Source organism: Azonexus sp. (assembly GCF_049652925.1).
In the GTDB taxonomy this organism is placed as follows: domain Bacteria; phylum Pseudomonadota; class Gammaproteobacteria; order Burkholderiales; family Rhodocyclaceae; genus Azonexus.
The window spans coordinates 13,070-25,350 of sequence record NZ_JBASFI010000038.1; the positions used below are offsets into that span (position 1 = coordinate 13,070).

At 60.4% G+C, this 12,281-nt stretch carries 14 protein-coding genes; 12 read left to right on the forward strand and 2 right to left on the reverse strand.

The window, feature by feature from the left end; genetic code table 11:
* Nucleotides 1-146: 146 nt before the first annotated feature.
* Nucleotides 147-2,411 carry a MobH family relaxase gene (gene mobH / locus WBK19_RS17550; RefSeq protein ID WP_511292046.1) on the reverse strand — a complete coding sequence of 755 codons (2,265 nt, stop codon included), beginning with the start codon at nucleotides 2,409-2,411 and terminating at the stop codon, nucleotides 147-149.
* Nucleotides 2,412-2,417: 6 nt separating this feature from the next.
* On the reverse strand, nucleotides 2,418-2,873 hold the full coding sequence (locus WBK19_RS17555; RefSeq protein WP_511292048.1) for a hypothetical protein: 456 nt from the start codon (nucleotides 2,871-2,873) through the stop codon (nucleotides 2,418-2,420).
* Nucleotides 2,874-3,619: 746 nt separating this feature from the next.
* On the opposite strand from WBK19_RS17555, the gene pilL2 reads away from it, so the two are divergent.
* The 12 genes from pilL2 (at nucleotide 3,620) to WBK19_RS17615 (ending at nucleotide 12,276) form a co-directional block, all read left to right on the forward strand.
* On the forward strand, nucleotides 3,620-4,090 hold the full coding sequence (gene pilL2, locus WBK19_RS17560; RefSeq protein ID WP_511292050.1) for a PFGI-1 class ICE element type IV pilus protein PilL2: 471 nt from the start codon (nucleotides 3,620-3,622) through the stop codon (nucleotides 4,088-4,090).
* Nucleotides 4,087-4,719 (forward strand): hypothetical protein, encoded by a 633-nt coding sequence (locus WBK19_RS17565; protein WP_511292052.1) that lies wholly within the window; start codon nucleotides 4,087-4,089, stop codon nucleotides 4,717-4,719. The genes pilL2 and WBK19_RS17565 overlap by 4 nt, the downstream gene beginning before the upstream one ends.
* A complete protein-coding gene (locus tag WBK19_RS17570; RefSeq protein ID WP_511292054.1) occupies nucleotides 4,719-5,195 on the forward strand; it encodes a hypothetical protein in 477 nt (158 codons plus the stop codon). The genes WBK19_RS17565 and WBK19_RS17570 overlap by 1 nt, the downstream gene beginning before the upstream one ends.
* A 2-nt stretch (nucleotides 5,196-5,197) precedes the next feature.
* Nucleotides 5,198-5,788: a lysozyme family protein gene (locus tag WBK19_RS17575; protein ID WP_511292056.1), complete on the forward strand. Its 591-nt coding sequence runs from the start codon at nucleotides 5,198-5,200 to the stop codon at nucleotides 5,786-5,788.
* Nucleotides 5,785-8,019: a type IV conjugative transfer system coupling protein TraD gene (traD, locus tag WBK19_RS17580; RefSeq protein WP_511292058.1), complete on the forward strand. Its 2,235-nt coding sequence runs from the start codon at nucleotides 5,785-5,787 to the stop codon at nucleotides 8,017-8,019. Before WBK19_RS17575 ends, traD begins: the two co-directional genes overlap by 4 nt.
* Entirely contained in the window at nucleotides 8,019-8,786 is a 768-nt protein-coding gene (locus WBK19_RS17585) for a TIGR03747 family integrating conjugative element membrane protein (protein ID WP_511292060.1), read from the forward strand. Before traD ends, WBK19_RS17585 begins: the two co-directional genes overlap by 1 nt.
* 10 nt (nucleotides 8,787-8,796) lie before the next feature.
* A complete protein-coding gene (locus WBK19_RS17590) occupies nucleotides 8,797-9,219 on the forward strand; it encodes an integrative conjugative element protein, RAQPRD family (protein ID WP_511292061.1) in 423 nt (140 codons plus the stop codon).
* A 9-nt stretch (nucleotides 9,220-9,228) separates the two neighbouring features.
* Nucleotides 9,229-9,477, forward strand: coding sequence for a DUF3262 family protein (locus tag WBK19_RS17595; RefSeq protein ID WP_511292063.1), 249 nt, complete (start codon nucleotides 9,229-9,231; stop codon nucleotides 9,475-9,477).
* An 83-nt stretch (nucleotides 9,478-9,560) separates the two neighbouring features.
* A complete protein-coding gene (locus WBK19_RS17600) occupies nucleotides 9,561-9,953 on the forward strand; it encodes a TIGR03745 family integrating conjugative element membrane protein (RefSeq protein ID WP_511292065.1) in 393 nt (130 codons plus the stop codon).
* Between the two features lie 13 nt (nucleotides 9,954-9,966).
* Nucleotides 9,967-10,395: a TIGR03750 family conjugal transfer protein gene (locus WBK19_RS17605; RefSeq protein WP_511292066.1), complete on the forward strand. Its 429-nt coding sequence runs from the start codon at nucleotides 9,967-9,969 to the stop codon at nucleotides 10,393-10,395.
* Between the two features lie 5 nt (nucleotides 10,396-10,400).
* Nucleotides 10,401-11,255, forward strand: coding sequence for a PFL_4703 family integrating conjugative element protein (locus WBK19_RS17610; protein ID WP_511292068.1), 855 nt, complete (start codon nucleotides 10,401-10,403; stop codon nucleotides 11,253-11,255).
* A 13-nt stretch (nucleotides 11,256-11,268) separates the two neighbouring features.
* On the forward strand, nucleotides 11,269-12,276 hold the full coding sequence (locus WBK19_RS17615) for a TIGR03749 family integrating conjugative element protein (RefSeq protein ID WP_511292070.1): 1,008 nt from the start codon (nucleotides 11,269-11,271) through the stop codon (nucleotides 12,274-12,276).
* The last annotated feature ends 5 nt before the right edge of the window (nucleotides 12,277-12,281 follow it).

Below are 12,281 nucleotides of genomic sequence, written 5' to 3' on the forward strand. Positions count from 1 at the left end.
CCAGTCCTCGAGTCGCAGATTGCACCAAACAATTAGCGGGTGTCAACGAAAATATCCTGATTGCATACGCGGTCACTCGTAGCCAACCTTAAACGCGCCGTCGCTCTGATCGGTGCCCCTCCTGTCGCATGACAGCGACTGGACGCTCATGTTGACGCCTCGACCGACATTTCGAACGGCACAATGCAGCCGTTAACAGGCGGTACCGGATTGACCCAGCGTTCTGGATGTTCAATCACCACGGCGCTTAGCTTGCCAGCCCGAACGCCGTCGCGCTTGACCACCGCGAAGTGCAGAATGTTGCTGTTGCCAGCCGCTTTTACGTTCCAGCCAGCCGCGATTACCTGTTGTTGCACGGTATTGCTACTCTCTCCGACGGCCTCGGCGTAATCCCGAAAGATCCGTGGCGAAACAAGTGCCATGCCTGAGGGCAGAAAATGGATTGGCGAACCAGGTTCGTTGTAGGTCATGCCGCCGCCAGCCAGGCCGTGTTGAACCCACTCAATGAAGGCGATGGCCAGCGCCGAAGGCTCGGCGACATTCGATGCCAGTTTCGGTGCAACAGCATACGGAGCGACCGGTGCCGGTGCGGCCGGCACGTTGGCCGGCTTGCGACGACGCGAGACAACAGCATCCTCGTCATCGAGCAGCTGATCATCCTTAGTCAATGTGCTTGGTCGCTCGCCTGCGGGTGTAGCAGGCTTCTTGGCAAGGACCTGAGTTGGCCCAGATTTCGGCGGCTTCACATCGATCTTTGCCAACTTCTTGCTCTCAGCAGGCCGAGGTGGGCGCGGCGCCTGGATTTCCTTCCCTGGCGCACGGCCTTCCGGCACCGATCTCCCGATCGATATTCTTTGCCCTACGGAAGGTGGCGGCACCAGCGCCGGCGCGCTCGGCAGAGCTGGGCCAGAATCTACCGGCTCGAACAGATCATCGTCGGGATCTAGATCGCGGGCATAGTCTTTTGGAGAGCGGGATGCCGGCGCCGCCGTTTCTGTTGGCAAAACCAGTGACAACTGTGCATCAGCCGCCGTTGGCGCATCCAGTTCCGCTGCTTGTTGCAGATCAGCCCCTATCGCCTGGCTGCCCTTTTTGCTGCCCTTCCCCCCTTTGTCGACCAGGACGATGCGCCCCGTCATCGTCGCTGGGTAGCGGGCTGGGTCGTCATACAGCCGATGCAGCGGGAACCGCAGCACCGACAAGCCATGACTGTAACCCTCCCCTTCCACCGTAACGTGCCAGATTGCCTGGCCAGTTACCGGATTAAGGTCGATTGCGCCATAGTCCTGCCAGGTATCGAACAATCGATCATTCTTGTTCGGCCCCGGCACGCCGGCCGCGTCCTCAGGTTCTTCTTTCTGTATCTGCTCGCGCACGGCATCAGCCAAGCGCTTGGCCACAAAGTAGATTGCGCCATCAAAAACCCAACCCGCTGCGCCATCCCGATTCAGAGGCAATGCTGTCCCTTGTGCCAGCATGCTGCGGATTGTGCTCATTAGCCGCTCGATGAGCGGCACTGATGTTGCAGTGGCGAACCTTTCGCGCGGCCCGTGTTGCAAATTATGGGCAACCGACATCTGGTCGGCTTTCTTGATGATTGCAGCAAGGGTCTTGGCACCCTCGAATGCCGCCGTCCCGGGCTTGCTGTCGCCGCCCAGAAAGGCGCTTAGGGATTCCAGGACCGTGTTTTCACGGCCGAGGAACGCCAGCGTATTGGAGGGTGCGATGGCTTGCAGCAAAATCAATGAGAGCTTTTTGTGGGCTAGGTAATCGCGCTCGGAGGTTGGCGCAAAACCGATCTGGTACTCCTTTGCATACGATTGGGTCAGTGCCCCAGACAGCGGCAGCCAGCGCCGCACGGGCGACTCGGGCGTGTCGCGGGCAATTAGGCGCAGGTCGGTCATAATCTTGCCGATATCGTGCAGCAGCGCCGACAGGAAAACCGTATAGGTCCAATGATCCCTCTGTTGGTCGATCAGTTCCGTCGGCGCACCGAGTGGCAACAGGTAGCCGTTGCGCAATGTCGTCGCGGCTAGAACAACTTCCAGCGTGTGGCCAAGCAGCCCGCCCGGGTGGGCGTGGTGATGGGACTCGGAAGCCGGTGCGAGTTGCACGAACTCGGCATAGGCGACCAGTGCGCTGCGCAGATCGCGGGCAAACACGTCCGGCGCCAGGCGCGTTTGGCGCAAAATCTCATCAAGGGTCAGTTGTGCATGGCAATGCTGCAGCAACACTTCGCCGGGTAGAACTTTGCACCAGTTGTCGGCACTTCCGGACAGGCGTAGCGCGGCCTCTGGTTCAACTGCGGGCTGATTGTTGGTGGTCTCAGGGCGCTGACGCAAATATCGCCAGCCAATCCAGCCGGCGGCGGCAAATGACCCCGCGGCCAGACTGGCCGCAAGTAGGGACATCGCGTGTTACGCGGTGGGTGTGCGGGCCTTGGTGAACTTGACCAGCAACCTGGTCTGAGTCATGTCCCGGAGCGAACCAGGTTCCAAAGCTTCCCACACGTTGACGAGCTTGCCTTGGGTCCACGTGTCGAAACTCTCGGTCAGTGGATCCCAGCGACTGCCTTCATCGTCGTGACGTGCCGCCAGCCCGACAAACGATAGCGCCGCAAGATCGCGGGCAAAGTCTTCAGGCAGCAAAGTGCGTTCGTGCTCGGCATAATTCTGTAACACACCCAGAACCAGCATGATGGGATCGTTCTCCGGCCAGACATAGAGTTCCAGTCCGTCGAAATGATGCAGCCATTCCACAATGACACCATGCCACGCAGGTTCTCCGAGCGTGTCTAGGTGGCAACCGATACGATCCAGTGCCGCAAGTCGCTCGCGCTGGCGTTCGGGTTTGAGGGGAGGTAAGCCGACCATAATACGATTCTATCACGTAAGTTATAGATAATGTGTATAAAAAACCCGTTAGGAATAACGCAATGACACAACGACGATTGAGGCGTGACGGCCGTCTCGGGGGTTTTCTGTTGCCTTTCAGTGAGACAGAAAACGGACCCGTGAACAGCGGCTCGGATTGTGTCTGGGGGGGTCATTTCGTGTCCAGTGAAAAGGTGTAATCAACGATTACGGCTTTTCGCTGGACACGTCCCTTTGTTCCTGATATGCGCCACGCATATCCGGAAATACCCGTTGATTTTCCCGTAAATCGCTCTTTCCCCTTCCCCTTAAAATCCTTTGCGCCAGCCCCGGATTTATAGGGGCTGGCGCGGCCTTTCAGATAGGGCCTGTATTCCTGTAGAGGGCAAGCCGCCGCCGGCTTGACCAAGCCCTTTCCTTTGCCGCACAGTCGTTTCGCATTTTTCGGCAAGATTGGCCCAAGATTGCCTGGTGCGGCGCCGCAACACGACCAGCGCCGCAATATCGACATTACCGCAGGCTATGCCCACCGACTACCTGGCTTGGGCTGATTCAGAAAACAATACATCGGCATACCACAACGGGATATTTACGTCCAGCGAAAAGGGTGAAAAAGGTTTTTCACCCTTTTCGCTGGAATCGTTCGTCCTGATTTTTTACCGTGGCGGCCGTGACTGGGACAGACGTTGTCCCGCTTTGGCCCCGGACCCGTTCCGGGGGCTTTTTTATGACAGTACGAGGTCCACATGCATCCTACGTGTCGCCACTGCTCGCTTGCCGCACTCGCCATGCTGGCTGCGCTTCCTCTGGCCGTGATCGCCGCCGACAGCGCCGACGCCGTTACGGTTGGTCGCTATACCACCATCGATTCGATCAGCGAAGCCGAGGTTGATCCACTGGCTGTCGTTGCTCAACTGCGGTTTCCACGCGACGTCGTCGGCACCGTCGGCGAAGCGCTAAGGTACTTGTTGCAGCGCACCGGCTATGCCGTTCGGGCAACCGATGAGTACAGCAACCGACTCTTCGAGTTGCCGCTGCCTGATTCACAACGCCAGCTTGGCCCTGCCCGTGTCACCTCTTTGGCGCAGGCCATTGCCGGTAACAGCTACCGGCTGTGTATCGATCGCTTCACCCGCCAGATCATTGTCCAGGCCACAAACAGTGGGCCAGCCTGCCCGGTCGTGGCGCCGCCATCCACTGTGGAGAACGCTCAATGAACACCCCGCAATTTGACGCACCGCCCGTCAAGCGCCGCATCCCGAAAACTGCCATTGTTCTGTTGGTCTTGTTCGTCTTCCTCGGAATCGTTGCTTTTGGTTGGCATCTGCTGACCACGACGTTTGCTGGCGCAATTGGTGATGGCACTGAGGTAACCGGATCCCAGACCGTTGCCGCACTGCCTGACGCACTCACCGGGCGTCTCGACCACCTCGAAAAAATGGTCCGCGATCTGACCGATAAAATCAGCGCATCAATCGATACGCAGACCGCGATCCAGAATGACGTTGCGGCGCTTCGTGAGCGGCTTGACCAGGAAGCCGCCGAGCGAGTTGCTGCAGCCAAGGTCGCTGTTGCCCAGCGTGCCGCATTGCAACGCCGCCGCATCGTCAAGCCGACACCACCGCCAGCTCCAGCACCTTCCACCGCTGTCTTGTCGGTCGATATGTGGGGGGGCAAACCTTCTGTCGCATTGCGTGGCCCGGACGGTCTTGTGCAGTTCGCCAATACCGGTGACCGGATTCCCGGCGGTGGCGTAATTGGCTCAGCCCAGGCAACCGGCCAGACCGTGACGATTCGTCAGGCTGATGGTTCGGTGTCCACGGTGACCGGCAAGGACAAACCGTAATGAGGTCGCGCACCTTTTGTTTTGTCATCTTGGTCTCAAGCGCCTTGCTCGCCATCAACGTGTCGGCGCATGCGGTCGAGACATCGACAACGCAGATCGGCCGCACGCAAAGCGGTGGTGCAGTGGGAACGCCCGACGTGCAATTGGCGATGGATCAGGCCCAGGCACAAATATGGGGCCTGTCAATCGCAGAGGTGCAGCGTGCTCGGTATTTGACGCAGCCGGGCAGTCCGCGCAGTGCGTTCTCCGTACCCAATATTTCGCCGATCGAGGTCCTGGGCATTCATGCCCAGACGGCCGCTGAGCGCCAGCGCTACGCCACGCTGTTCGCCAAGGCGTTACGCGCCGATACGGAACGCGTCCTGGCCTGGACCGTGACCTATGGCCAGGTGGCGAAGCGCCTTTATCCCGACGAAAAGATCCTCGACTTTGGGAACACCAAGATCCCCAAGAAGCAAGAAGTCTATCTGCGCTGACCATGACGCACAGCCATTTGCCCACTGCCATCAATACCCATCGTCGCGCGTTTCTGGTCGCTGCCGGATGCGGTCTGGCTGCACTGTCCAGCCCGGTCAGCGCTCGGCCGCGTCGCCAACTGCTGCGCCAGGTACCGCCGGCTTATCGCGATGCCGCCATTCGCGCCGGCATTCCACCCCGCCTGCTCTACGGCGTCGCCCTGCAGGAGTCGTCGATGCTGTGGGGGGAACGTGTGCTGCCCTGGCTATGGACGCTCAATGTGAGCGGGATACCGCACCGCTACGCGACCTACGAGGACGGCGTGCGGGCCTTGACGAACTGGGTCACCGTCCAACGTATCCGCAACGTCGATTGCGGCCCGATGCAGGTCAATTGGCGCTGGCACGGCGACAAGCTGCAGAGCTTCGCAAGGGCAATGGACGCCCACATCAACCTGGCGGTCGGGGCATCAATCCTTGCCGGTCACTACCGTGATTCCGGCAACTGGTTTGTCGCAGCCGGACGCTATCACCACCCCACCGATGTCGCACGTGCCAACGCCTACGCTCTGGGCGTTTTTCGGCGCATCGAGCAGCTCCAGGAGGCCGCATGAAACACGGCGTCACCGAAGCGATGTTGCGCCCGCCGGTCGAGTTATACTCGGCCGCGACGGCGGGTTCGATCGGCATCATCGCCGCCACCGCGCCGTGGGCGCTGATGCTATCACCGGGTCTGGGCTATGCCGCCGCTGGGGCGGCCACCGGCTTTGCGCTCTACCGCGGCAACCATGGCTTCCAAGTGCTGCGGTACACCATCGGTCTGACGAAGTACAAGATCAGCTCGGTCGCGCCGCACAAACTGCCACGCATTCCCGAACGGCTCTACATGGGCCAAGGGTTTGAATGGACTCAGCGCCACACCCAGCGCCTCGCAGATGCCCGCCGCCCGGATGCCCGTGACTTCCTCGCGCCGAGCCCGCTGGGCAACCTGACGGCCAAAGCCTGCCGCAAGCTGGTCAAGCGCGCCGCCCGGGCGCCGCTCCCCGGCTTTTCCAGCGTGTGCAATGCCCTCCTCGCCCCGCGCTGGTGGAACCCGATCGCCGACATCCCCGACCTCGGCGGCTCGCCCCTGCTGCATGGTGTCGAACCCAATGAAGTGGCGGTATCGCTGTCGCAAAAGCACCGTGTTGGCCACATGCTGGTCATTGGCACCACGCGCGTCGGCAAGACGCGCTTGATGGAACTGCTGGTGACCCAGGATATTCGCGATGGCGATTGTTGCATCGTCATCGACCCGAAGGGCGATGCCGACCTGATGATGCGGGTCTATGCCGAAGCGGCACGCGCCGGGCGTCTCGATCAGCTTTACGTGTTTCATCTGGGCTATCCCGAGTTCTCGGCGCGTTACAACGGCATCGGCAATTTTGCGCGGATCACTGAAGTGGCCAATCGCGCGACCAATGCCCTGCCGAATGGCGGCAACTCGGCCGCCTTCAAAGAATTCGCCTGGCGCTTTACCAATCTGATCGCCCAGGCCCAAGTGGCGCTTGGCATGGTGCCGACCTACGACCTGCTGTTGCGCGACATCACCGACATCGAGCCGCTATTCGTGCGCTATTCCGAGCACGTCCTCGGCAAGCTCGGCCCGACCGGCTGGATGAAAAAGATTGAAGCGATTGAAGCAGCCATCCAGACCAAAAAATATGCTGTGCCACGCGCGCTGCAGGACCGCACGCCGCGCCTGATCGCCCTGGTCCATGTCCTCAAGGAATTGCAACTGCCGGAACCGGTGGTCCAAGGGTTGGCGAGCGCCGTGCGCTATGAGCGCACCTTCTTCGAAAAGATTGTGGCCAGCCTCGGCCCCTTCCTGGAGAAGCTGACCACCGGCGCCGTCGGCAAGCTGATCTCGCCGGACTACTTCGATACCGAAGACAAGCGGCCAATCTTCGACTGGATGAGCGTCATTCGCCAGAAGGGCATTGTCTATGTCGGTCTCGATGCGCTGTCCGACCCCGTGGTGGCCAGCGCCGTCGGCAACTCGATGCTGGCTGACCTGGTGTCAGTCGGCGGCAAGCTCTACAAGACCGGCCTCGATCCGCATCACCCGGAAGGCAAGATCACTTTGCCGACCGTCAATTGCCACTTCGATGAAGTCAACGAGCTGATGGGACCGGAGTTCGTACCCATGGTCAACAAGATGGGCGGCTCTGGCTTTCGGCTTCATGCCTACACCCAGACCATTCCCGACATCGAGGCCCGCCTCGGTGACACAGCCAAGGCCAAGCAGGTGCTGGGTAACTTCAACCACCTGGTCATGTTGCGGGTCAAGAGCGCGGAGACCGCCCAGTTTTTCACCGACCAGTTGCCGAAGGTCGATATCACCACCCTGACCTCTGTCTCGGGTGTCACGGATACCTCGGCCGACCAGGGGCCGGTCGACTTCGTGTCGCGCAACGAAGATCGCGTCAGCACCACACAAACCGAAATGCTGACGCCGGCCGACATCATGGCTCAGCCCCAGGGGCAGGCTTTCGCTTTGCTCGAGGGCAATCGTCTGCATCACATCCGGATGCCCTTGCCGGTCTCGGCCGCTGATGATGAGTTCCTGCCGGAGTCCCTGCGCTCGATCGGTGATGCCATGCGGGCGCGATATCACACCTCCGAAGGCTGGGCTTCCGAAAACGACTGGCTGCTGGATATGCCGATCGGGCTGGCTGGCTCGCCGGCATTGCTTGACGCCGGTGAAATTGTTTTCGATACGGTCGTCCCTGATGAGATGGCGGCCACACCGAACATGCCAGTCGATCAATCTGACAACGCCGCTGGCGCGGCAGGGGCCGTGTGATGGTGGCGGCCGCCAACACATCTGCACCGCGCAGCTCGCCCGCGCAAGGACCATCCGGCCGTCCTCGCCCGCGCGGCCCGCTGACCGTGCTGCTGGCAGCCTGTATGGGCTTTATTGCTTCGATCATCACCTCCCTCTTTATCGGAACGGTCATTGAGGTCGTCGGCAATTACGTGTGGTGGAAGGGTCAGGGCATTGAGCATGCCAAGGCGCAAGTGGTCGAAGATCTCAGCTATATCGAACAATTCCCTCGGTCGATCCTGGTGCCGGATACGGTGGCTTTCGCTAAAGACATGGTGCGCCTGGTATCGCTGCCCTGGAATCGACTCAATGCTCCGGCGTTTTTCGAACGAGCCCGAGCGGCCGACCAGGGAGAGATTCCCGCCAAGCCGATGCCGCGAATCCTGCAGCGCCTCCTGATTGAGGGTGCACGGCTGCTGGAAATCCTGCTTTACGTCACCCAGGACACCGCCGTGCGGCTCGCTGTCGCCTTTTTCGCGCTTCCGGCCTTCGCCATGGCCTGCCTGCTTGGTCTGGTCGACGGCCTGGTCAAGCGCGATCTGCGCAAGTGGGCCGGTGGGCGCGAATCCAGTTTTGTGTATCACCACTCGAAACATTACACCGCCTGGTTCCTGACGGCTGGCTTTGCGCTTTACCTGTCCTGGCCCGTTGGCGGATTCAACCCAGCCTGGATGGTGCTCATTTTTGCTGCCCTGGTTGCGATGTCGCTCTCCGTCACTGTCGCATCCTTTAAAAAATATCTCTGAGGAGCTTTTGATGTCAATTTCATCATCTATTGGTCGTTGCTTGCTGGTTTTGATGCTGGCTCAGGGGATGGTTGCCCATGCAGCCGATAACGTTGATGGCGATGCCGAGCAAGGCTTTGCTGGGCTGTTCAAGTCGAAATCCGCCCAAAAAGTCGAGGCTCCCCGGGGTGCCGCTCCCGAACCAGAGGTCCGCGTGCTCGACAAAGTCGACGTCGAGCGCGAACGCCTCGCCAACCTGGCGCAGGAAGTCGCCTATCTGCGGCATCAAGTTGCCGATGCGGCGCGTCAGGCACCCGGTGCGACACGCGTGCAATTTCGCTATGACTGGCTGGACCGTGACCTGGAATTGATCCAGCGCGGTATCCAGGAACATTTCGATGCGCCGCGCCAACCGCGCCCTGTGGCACCGCTCAAGGGCAGTTACCGTCGCTGATTGATTGACATGACCAGCGACCAAATCACCGCATTCAAAAGCGCAGTGGGCGGACCCGCTGGCGGCTACCTGCCCGGCAATTTTGCCCTGCTGCTCGCCTTGATCGGCGCTGCCGCGCTGCTGTTGTGGGGCGCCTACATCGTAATGAAGCTCGGTGAAGAGTTCCTTTCCGGGCGAATCACGGCCAGCAAGTTGTTTGCTCACAAAGTTCGCGTCCTGGTGCTGATTTTCCTGGTGGTGGCCATCCTGAATGCCTGAATCGGCCAATGCTGCTTTCCCGCACAGCACTGGCTGAACTGAACTTGCGGGAACCTTGACTTCCTCAAACTGGAGCAATTGATATGCATAAACTGTCTCAACTTCTGGCGTATTGCCGAACTCAACGGTCGCACCTGACCAGTCGCTTCGCTGCTGCCTTTGCCCTGCTGATGACCAGCATCATGGCCACTCCCGCCCTGGCTGCCCTGCCGACGGCGGTCGCTGCCGGTACCGGCACCGCATCCGGTGACTACATCTCCATTGCTCAGCAGTATTTCAAGCAAGGATTTCTCTTCCTTGGTTTGTTGCTCGCCGCCTATGCCCTCTACGCGGTGGCCGGCGGCGCGATCTCCAAGTTCAACGAGTTCCGTATCGGTCGCGCCGAGTTGAGTGACGTTGTCGTATATGCCGTGGTCGGCGTGGTCATCCTGGTCATCATCGTGTACCTGCTGACCGAAGCCTCCACCATCCTGTAATCGGATACGCCAGATGGCCGAACACCACCTACTTGCCGACATCGAGGTCGACGCAGCCCCCGAAATTGATCGCGTCAATGTCGAGCCGGCAATCCTGCTGGGCCTCTCCAGTTCGGAGGCGTTGTGGACGATAGGCGTGGCATTCGCCATCTGGATCCCGATTGCCGGCGTGATCGCGGCTATGAGATCCAGCTTTCCGCTGTTCATCTTGCTGGCGACCTCTTTGCCGCTGCTCACCGTTTGGATCATGGCCAAGAAGATGGCCGCCGTAAAACGCAATCGCCCCGATCTTTACTACGTCCATGCCATGCGCAAATGGGCGGCAATGAAAGGCATTCGGCGCTCCCGTTACATCACCCATGTCGGCGAATGGGATGTCGGCCGGAGTTTTCAAGACGTGGCTGCGCCGAGCAAAGGGCGCACCCTGTTCTCAAGGAGATAGACGGAATGTCCCGTTATCTGCACGCAATTTCGCAAGCCACGTCGACCGTGCGCCTGCAACGCTGGACGATTGGCGTGATGGCCGTTGTCACCCTCGCTGCGCTGGCCGGCTGGCGGTACAAGGAAACGCAACTGACCGCCCACATCCCCCCTGACTTGTCCAATGGCATGTCACTCAAGATCGGCGGCACGCCGCAAGTGCCAACGCCCAACGTCTATGCCTTTGGCTTCTACATCTGGCAACAGATCAACAATTGGCCCAAGGATGGCGGGACCGATTACAGCAAGCAAATTTACGCGCTGCAGGCGTATATCACGCCGGCTTGTCGCTCGCAGCTCGACGCGGATCTCAAGATCAAGCTCGGGAATGGCGAGTTGGTGCAACGCACGCGCTCAGTAATGGAAATTCCCGGGCAGGGGTTCGCCGCTAATCGCGTGACCGATCACGGGAACGGCGCATGGACAGTATTGCTCGATACCGCATTGCTTGAGACTTCCCATGGGGTTGCTGTCAAACGCACCTTCATCCGCTATCCGCTACGCATTGTGCGTTACGAGGCGGATCGCGAATCGAACCCCTTCGGCCTGGCCATCGACTGCTTTGGCAATCGTCGGCCGGAACGCTTGGAAGAGAAAGACATCGTGGTCGAGCAAGTCATGGCGCCAACGGTGTCCATTCCGGCAGTGTTGCCCAAGCCCGTCGCCACCATGCCGCAATTACCAGGCTTCCCGGCTCCCTTCCCGCAAAAAGAACCGGCGGCTTCCACCCTGGCACCGGATAGCGCCACGCCCGCCAACCAACAGGCAGGCACACCGGCTGTTTCACCAGTCACCAATCCGGTTGTTCCGGAAAATCGTTGAGATGGAGTTGTCGATGACCCCTATGCGTCCCATCGTTCTGATGCTTGCTATTGTCGGGCTGGCGTCTTCTCATGCCGCAGAAACGACCGTACTGTCGGCGCCGGCCCCGGCGCCAGCCGAACTGGCCCCGGATGAACGTCCGATTGCTACAACAGGAGAGCCGACAGCAAAGATCATTGCGACCTCGCGGAAAAAACAGGTTGCTGCCAAGGCCCCTGCCCAGGTGCTGGAAACGTTTCCGCCGGACGGCCAACTCCAGCAGCAACGCCAGCCGATCCAGGGTACTGAACGCCTCGTCTATGACCGCTCCCCGCTACGTGTCGCCCTTGCTGCAGGCCGCGAGCGGCGTATCTACCTTCCCTGGGAAGCTGCGCTACATCTGCCGCCGGAGGCCGGCGGCCTGCAGGCACAGATTGTCGGATCGACGATCTATCTGACTGGCCAGAGCGGCCAGCCGATCGTCCGCATCATTGCCGAGGGCCTGGATGGTCAAGGGATGATTCCGCTCGATGTCCAGGTGCGCGACCAACTGGCGGGCGTACCCGACGAAATGGAGATCTCCGTCGCGTCGCGCGGCAAAGGGGGCAACGGGCGCGGCAAAACAGCACGCCGCAATATCGCCACCGATGACGACGATGACGACGAAGAACCCGTCGCACCCGACCTGGTGCAACTGACGCGCTACTGTTCGCAGCAGCTCTACGCTCCGCAGCGCCTGGTCAAAACCCCGCCGGGTGTTCGATCAATCGAGCTCCGCCACATGCCGGTCGCTGGCCTCTATCGTGGTGGCGCCGTGCTTACGACGCCGGTGGGTGGCTGGCGCAGCGCCACGCTGTACGTAACGGCGGTGCGTTTCACCAACCGTAGCCATTCCCCGCTTGAGCTGGATATGGACATGCTGCGCGGCCGCTGGGTCGCTGCGACGTCGCAACACCACGTCCTGGCCGAAAGCGGCAGCGACGCCGACACGACGGCGGTCTGCCTCATCTCCGAACAATCTTTTGATGCATCACGGCCTTGAACATC

What these genes read in the sequence shown, in the direction of transcription:
- mobH (WP_511292046.1), bottom strand. Translation starts at nt 2,411, where the DNA reads ATGTCCCTACTTGCGGCCAGTCTGGCCGCGGGGTCATTTGCCGCCGCC.
- WBK19_RS17555 (WP_511292048.1), bottom strand. Translation starts at nt 2,873, where the DNA reads ATGGTCGGCTTACCTCCCCTCAAACCCGAACGCCAGCGCGAGCGACTT.
- pilL2 (WP_511292050.1), top strand. Translation starts at nt 3,620, where the DNA reads ATGCATCCTACGTGTCGCCACTGCTCGCTTGCCGCACTCGCCATGCTG.
- WBK19_RS17565 (WP_511292052.1), top strand. Translation starts at nt 4,087, where the DNA reads ATGAACACCCCGCAATTTGACGCACCGCCCGTCAAGCGCCGCATCCCG.
- WBK19_RS17570 (WP_511292054.1), top strand. Translation starts at nt 4,719, where the DNA reads ATGAGGTCGCGCACCTTTTGTTTTGTCATCTTGGTCTCAAGCGCCTTG.
- WBK19_RS17575 (WP_511292056.1), top strand. Translation starts at nt 5,198, where the DNA reads ATGACGCACAGCCATTTGCCCACTGCCATCAATACCCATCGTCGCGCG.
- traD (WP_511292058.1), top strand. Translation starts at nt 5,785, where the DNA reads ATGAAACACGGCGTCACCGAAGCGATGTTGCGCCCGCCGGTCGAGTTA.
- WBK19_RS17585 (WP_511292060.1), top strand. Translation starts at nt 8,019, where the DNA reads ATGGTGGCGGCCGCCAACACATCTGCACCGCGCAGCTCGCCCGCGCAA.
- WBK19_RS17590 (WP_511292061.1), top strand. Translation starts at nt 8,797, where the DNA reads ATGTCAATTTCATCATCTATTGGTCGTTGCTTGCTGGTTTTGATGCTG.
- WBK19_RS17595 (WP_511292063.1), top strand. Translation starts at nt 9,229, where the DNA reads ATGACCAGCGACCAAATCACCGCATTCAAAAGCGCAGTGGGCGGACCC.
- WBK19_RS17600 (WP_511292065.1), top strand. Translation starts at nt 9,561, where the DNA reads ATGCATAAACTGTCTCAACTTCTGGCGTATTGCCGAACTCAACGGTCG.
- WBK19_RS17605 (WP_511292066.1), top strand. Translation starts at nt 9,967, where the DNA reads ATGGCCGAACACCACCTACTTGCCGACATCGAGGTCGACGCAGCCCCC.
- WBK19_RS17610 (WP_511292068.1), top strand. Translation starts at nt 10,401, where the DNA reads ATGTCCCGTTATCTGCACGCAATTTCGCAAGCCACGTCGACCGTGCGC.
- WBK19_RS17615 (WP_511292070.1), top strand. Translation starts at nt 11,269, where the DNA reads ATGACCCCTATGCGTCCCATCGTTCTGATGCTTGCTATTGTCGGGCTG.